Source organism: Gemmata algarum, assembly GCF_034097035.1.
GTDB classification, from domain to species: domain Bacteria; phylum Planctomycetota; class Planctomycetia; order Gemmatales; family Gemmataceae; genus Gemmata; species Gemmata algarum.
The window spans coordinates 1-5,678 of sequence record NZ_JAXBLV010000036.1 but is presented as its reverse complement, the minus strand read 5'-3'; the positions used below and the strand labels follow the sequence as shown (position 1 = coordinate 5,678).

Genomic DNA, 5,678 nt, shown 5'->3' with positions numbered 1-5,678 from the left:
AGCCGCAGTTGTGGTGCTCACTCGATCCTGGCGGTGCAGGTGAGCTTGTTGTTCGGCAACCCGAGAGTGCATGAGGGCGAGTGTGGCGGTGAGCGTGTGGTCCGCGAAGGTGAACCTCGCGCATCGGGCTCCGCGTGGTGCCGGTCGGTTCTGGCGCGGCTCGTCGCCGCGAGGTGCGGTTGGGCATGGCCGGCGGTGCATCGGGACACGGTGGTGCGGGTCGGTGGCGCTCCGCATGGTGCCCGTGAGTGGTCGGCGCGGCTCACCGCCGCGAGGTGTCGGTGGTGGGTGGCCCTCGGTGGGCCGCGACACGGCGCGCGGAGTCGGTGGTGCTCCGCTCGGCCGCACCGGTGGCACGGGCTCCGCGGATGCGCGGCGCTCGGCGCGCGACCCCGAACCGCGGAGGCTCGCGAGCCGAACCCGGCGCTGCACCTGACACCGCCATCGGCCGCAGTTGTAGTGCTCACTCCATCCTGGCGGTGCAGGTGAGCTGTCTGTTCGGCCACCCCGAGGCGCCCGATCGCGCGTGTGTGGCGGTGGGCGTGTGGTCCGCGTGAGTGAACCCCGTGCGTCGCGCTCCGCGGGGTGCCCGAGGGTGCCGGGCGCGGCTCATCGCCGCGAGGTGCGGTTGGTCGTGGCCGGCGGTGCATCGGGACACGGCAGGTCGGGTCGGTGGCGCTCCGCCGATACGGTCGGTTGTCGGCGCGGCTCGTCGCCGCGAGGTGCGGTGGTGGGTGGCCTGCGGTGGGCCGCGACACGGCGGGTCGGGTCGGTGGTGGCTCCGCGGATGCACGGTACGGGCGCGGGCTCCGCGGAACCGCACATGCCCGCGCAGAAGCCGAACCCGGCGCTGCACCTGACACCGCCATCGGCCACCGTTGTGTCGCTCACTGTATCCTGGCGTTGCAGGTGAGCTGTATGTTCGGCACCGGAGGGCACGGTTTGGAAGACGACGACCGACTCTTCATCCACGGCAGGGCCAACCCGCAGAAGTTCGGCTGGCCGATTCGGTCGTCTGCGGGTGAGTCACCCGATCCGGAGCGGGTCGCGGCGGCGGCTCGACGTTTGGGCCGTCCCGTCGCATTCGTCGATGCCGACGGCTACGAGTGTGAACTGATCGGGGCCGCTGTTGGACCCGACGGTCAGATCGCCTTCGTCGAGTCCCGCGCGAAGGATGTCGGGTTCAACCAATACGGAGCAAACCAGCGGCACATTGATGTCTCGATCCGCGTGCATCTGGTCGATTCGACCGGGAAGGATCAATCCGCTGACATCGAGTCGTACAACCCATTCTTCGGGTGTGATGTGCGGTTCTTCGGGTGGGTCGGTCCGACAGCGGTCCTCATCTATCGCGAAAAGCATTGGACGTTCGCGTGTCGCCTCGGGGATCTCTGGCCGCCAAGGTTCGTAAAGATCGAAAGCCGTTGGGTGATCAACGGCGACACGCTCGGGTACATCGGGCACAAGGACAAGGCCGTCCGGCGTCTCCGGTTTCCCGACATGGAGCCGTTGGAACCGATGTCGATCGCGGAGGCGAATCGCGTCGGTCTCCACCCCGGTGATTGACCAGAGGCCGAACCCGGCGCTGCACCTGACACCGCCGGCTGACTTGGAACGCACTGCTGCTCGGGACGCCGCGGTGCAGGTGAGCTATTTGTTCGGCTACCAGAGGGCGCGGATGCACGTCCGGGTGGTGGAGACTTGGGCCTATCACTCGGACGGCCGACGTCGCGCACCCGAGAAGGTTACCGCCCCGACCTGGGAACAGATCGAGGCCGCGATCCGCCGGCTCGACGGATTGGAGCGCCCGATCCTGTTCCTGTGGGCCAGCGACGACCCGGCCCTCCAGATGGTGGACGAGTTCTCCGAGCGGCTGGAGGTGCTGGGCGGGGCCGGGGTGTGGTGGCTGGCCGGCACGTTCGGCGGGTACTTCCAGCGTCGGCTGCTCGACCCGGTCCGTGGGCCTGAGGAGGTCGAGTTGTACCCGCGGCAGGTCGAGCTAGGGTTTGGGGCGCCAGCACGGCATGTCACGCGAGACATCGGGCAGGTGCTGCTGGCGGCCCGGCACTACGCCGAACACGGCGGCTTCGAGCCGGCGCTGCCGTGGGAGTAAAGGCGAGCCGAACCCGGCGCTGCACCTGACACCGCCATCGGCCGCAGTTGTAGTGCTCACTGTATCATGGCGGTGCAGGTGAGCTTGTTGTTCGGCATACAGAGGGCTTCTCGCGGTGGCACCGCTGTTCGTAGTAGATGACCCCTGCGAGATGAACACCCTACTGCGGGCGCTGTTCGCGGCCAAGTTCCACGCCCCGAGCGACGGTCCGGAATTGGCCGGCAGCCCGATCATGGCCCGACTGTGCGAGCGGGCGATGGCCGGCTTTGTAGCCGCTCAAGAGGCCGGGCGGCTACCGGGTAGTGCCGAGCGGACTCGCGCAGCCTGGGCCATGCCGCCTACCGCAGAGATCGTCGAGTCGGTCCGCCGCCACCTGGCCGCGACCGCTGCCGGCACTCGTTGGGGTAGGTGGTCTGCAGACGAGCGCGCCGAGTACGTGCGGCTGGTCTTCCGACCGTATGTGGCTGCAGAGCCGACGGTGCGAGAGCTAGCTGGCCACGCCCAAGAGGCCGAACCCGGCGCTGCACCTGACACCGCCAGCTGATGTGTGACGCCTCGCGTGTCCGGTGATGGCGGTGCAGGTGAGCTTGTTGTTCGGCACTGAAGTAAAGGGGGCGCGGGGTGGGTACTGAAGACCAATCAGGAGTGCGCCTCTACATCTTAATCCATGCGAGCGACCGGACTCACTTCCACTCTCGCGAGGTGTGGCAAGTCGGCTTGTATGGCGCACGCATCGTAATGGTTTTCTTCGACACCGACAAAGCCGATGCGTTCATCCGCGGACTCGGCGAGCGCGGCGTCAACGTCGAGCGTCATGGTGTCCTCGATAAAGATGAGTGGACGGCCATAATGGTCGGAGCGAAAAACGCAGGAGCCACTCATGTCGCATACAACCCGTCCGAGCGGATACCAAAACGAATACCCATCGACGTTGCCATCTTGGATAACGAGTTTTTTGGATGAGGCTGGTCGCAGTGGCGATCGGGCCACCCCGACGAACCTTAACCCGGTCGGGCACATCGACCCGGAAACCGGGCTGGATCGCGTCGGTGAGCGATGGTTCCCCAAGAGGCCGAACCCGGCGCTGCACCTGACCTGCCCCGCTAAAGTGCTACGCGGCGCGTCCTCCGACGGGGCAGGCAGGTGAGCTGTCCATTCGGCACCCAGAGGGCGCACGAGCGGTGAGCATCTACGGCTACTTGAACTGCCACGACTGCTGCCAGACGCTGTGGCTCGGCAAGGCGCTTAACCACGGCCATTCGCCGTCCGCCTGCTTCCACATTGGAACCGAGAACGATCTGCCACACTGGGCGCGGACACAGCTCAACCAAGTGCTCTGGAAGTTCTTGGCTGAGCACACGGGGCACGGCATCGACGTGCGGCTAGAGCACGAGATGACCGACGAGATGTGGGGCTACCGAGAGATCGGTGGGGACACCGATGAGGGCATCAGTTTCGAGGCGTACCTCGCCGGGTGGCCGGGATTAGCGGCCGGCGGGTCGTTGCCCGAGGCCGAACCCGGCGCTGCACCCGACACCGCCATCTGATTGGGAGCGCGTCGCTCATCCGGTGATGGCGGTGCAGGTGAGCTTGTTGTTCGGCGAAGGAGGCGACGCGGATGGGCGGGCGATGACCGAAGCGGAGTGGCTTGCGGCGACCGATCCGAGGTGGATGCGAGGCCCTGTCGGCTGCGAGATGACTGAGCGGGGGCAGCTATTGTTCGCCTCCGCCTGTTGCCGCCGCATCTGGCCTTTGCTGCCCGATGCTCGATGCCGGCGGGCTGTAGTCGTTCGGGAGGATTATGCGTCGGGCCGGGTCAGCAAGGACGTATTTAACGCCGCACTGGAAGCCGCCGGGCAGGCCTTGGAAGAAGTCAGAGCGGTGACTCCCAGTGCCGCAGTGCTCGGCAGCGACCGACGACCGGAATTCGCACCCAGATGGGCGGCCGGGGCGTCGGTTTCCAGCTCCTGGGCCGGTGTTGCTCTCAGTGCTGCTCATGCGGAGGCTTGTGCCCGCGCGGACACGGAAGGCGACCGGGTTACGTTCCTCCGTGTTCTTGCGGAAGAAGCCGACCTCTTACGAGACGTGGTTGGCAACCCCTTCCGCCCGGTTACCTTCTCCCCGGAGTGGCGTACCGACACCGCCGCTGCGGTCGCCGCCGGCATGTACGAGTCGCGGGACTTCGCCGCCATGCCCATCCTGGCGGACGCGCTGCAGGACGCCGGGTGCGACAGCGCCGACGTGCTGGACCACTGCCGCGGTCCCGGTCCGCATGTCCGCGGTTGCTGGGTGGTGGACTTGGTGCTCGGCAAGGAGTAGCATCGAGCCGAACCCGGCGCTGCACCTGACACCGCCATCGGATCTGGGACGCACCGCTCATCCGATGGTGGCGGTGCAGGTGAGCTGTACGTTCGGCCACGGAGGGCACAGCGGATGGACACGCCGGGCGTTGCTGAAGCCGCCGCGCTGCTCCGTGACTTCCATTTCGTGGATCCGACGTGGGACGGCACTGCGTTCCTCCCCTTCTGGGGCCGAGAACTCGATGTCTCCATTGACCCGGACGAGGACGGCATCACGAGCCGACAACTCAAGGTACTGAAAGCCGTCCTCGCCCACGCTGATGACCTACGGCCGGCGTTCGAGAAGGCGTTGTTCGCGTACTACCAGGCGGACGTGGACGGGAGCTACTGTAGCTATGATGAGCAAGCCCGGCCGATACCTGGGTCCGGCCCGCCGAAGCTGACCGAGTCGGCACAGGTGTGGGGGCTGATCGATGACCCGGTTGTCTGCATCCCGTTGTATTTCCGCACCAAGTCGGCCATTGAGTTCTCGCTGTCCTTCAACTGCGAGTGGGATCGGGAGCACGGCCTCGGGGTGCTGTACCGCAACTGGCGGCCGGTCGAGTTTGGTGGTTGGGATCTGTAGCAAAGGCAAGCCGAACCCGGCGCTGCACCTGACACCGCCCGCTGACTTGGAACGCACTGCTCATCGTATGATGGCGGTGCAGGTGAGCTGTATGTTCGGCCACCCCGAGGCGCCCGATCGCGCGGGCGGCGGTGTGCGTGTGGTCCGCAGTGCATCAGGCGGTGGCGTGGCGCTCCGCGTGGTGCCGATGGTCGCGGGCGCGGCTCATCGCCGCGAGCTTGCGGTGGGGGTGGCGGGTGGCGGGTGGGGACACGGTGGGTCGGATCGGTGGTGCTCCGCGTGGTGCCCGTGGGTGTCTGGCGCGGCTCATCGCCGCGAGGTGCGGTGGTGGGTGGCCTCCGGTGGGCCGCGACACGGTGGTGCGGGTCGGTGGTGGCTTCGCGGATCCGCAACGCGGGCGCGGGCTCCGCGGAACCGCGAAGGTCAGCGCAGAAGCCGAACCCGGCGCTGCACCTGACACCGCCATCAGCCGCCGTTGTAGTGTTCACTGTATCTTGGCGGTGCAGGTGAGCTGTTCGTTCGGCCGCCGCCGTGAGGTGGTTGCACGCGCCGCGGATCGGCGGGCGGTCGTAAGGTTGTCGCCACCTCCACCTTGGTGAAGGCGACCGGCGAGGACCCGCCGATCCGAGCGGCCTGATAC

General features: G+C 67.2%; 7 protein-coding genes. All 7 read left to right on the top strand.

The features are described from left to right. The first annotated feature begins 942 nt into the window (after positions 1 to 942). The 7 genes from R5W23_RS05650 (at position 943) to R5W23_RS05620 (ending at position 5,038) form a co-directional block, all read left to right on the top strand. On the top strand, positions 943 to 1,566 hold the full coding sequence (locus R5W23_RS05650; RefSeq protein ID WP_320685489.1) for a hypothetical protein: 624 nt from the start codon (positions 943 to 945) through the stop codon (positions 1,564 to 1,566). Between the two features lie 43 nt (positions 1,567 to 1,609). Further along, positions 1,610 to 2,113, top strand: a complete 504-nt coding sequence (locus R5W23_RS05645) for a hypothetical protein (RefSeq protein ID WP_320685488.1) — start codon at positions 1,610 to 1,612, stop codon at positions 2,111 to 2,113. Positions 2,114 to 2,264: 151 nt separating this feature from the next. Next, on the top strand, positions 2,265 to 2,657 hold the full coding sequence (locus tag R5W23_RS05640; RefSeq protein WP_320685487.1) for a hypothetical protein: 393 nt from the start codon (positions 2,265 to 2,267) through the stop codon (positions 2,655 to 2,657). Between the two features lie 77 nt (positions 2,658 to 2,734). Continuing rightward, positions 2,735 to 3,076, top strand: a complete 342-nt coding sequence (locus R5W23_RS05635; RefSeq protein WP_320685486.1) for a hypothetical protein — start codon at positions 2,735 to 2,737, stop codon at positions 3,074 to 3,076. 218 nt (positions 3,077 to 3,294) lie between these two features. Beyond that, positions 3,295 to 3,660: a hypothetical protein gene (locus R5W23_RS05630; RefSeq protein WP_320685485.1), complete on the top strand. Its 366-nt coding sequence runs from the start codon at positions 3,295 to 3,297 to the stop codon at positions 3,658 to 3,660. 538 nt (positions 3,661 to 4,198) lie between these two features. After that, a complete protein-coding gene (locus tag R5W23_RS05625; protein ID WP_320685484.1) occupies positions 4,199 to 4,432 on the top strand; it encodes a hypothetical protein in 234 nt (77 codons plus the stop codon). Between the two features lie 114 nt (positions 4,433 to 4,546). Next, positions 4,547 to 5,038, top strand: a complete 492-nt coding sequence (locus tag R5W23_RS05620) for a DUF6985 domain-containing protein (protein WP_320685483.1) — start codon at positions 4,547 to 4,549, stop codon at positions 5,036 to 5,038. The last annotated feature ends 640 nt before the right edge of the window (positions 5,039 to 5,678 follow it).

Excerpts from the sequence above, each read along its gene's own strand:
- R5W23_RS05640 (WP_320685487.1), top strand. The coding sequence starts at position 2,265 with ATGAACACCCTACTGCGGGCGCTGTTCGCGGCCAAGTTCCACGCCCCG.
- R5W23_RS05620 (WP_320685483.1), top strand. The coding sequence starts at position 4,547 with ATGGACACGCCGGGCGTTGCTGAAGCCGCCGCGCTGCTCCGTGACTTC.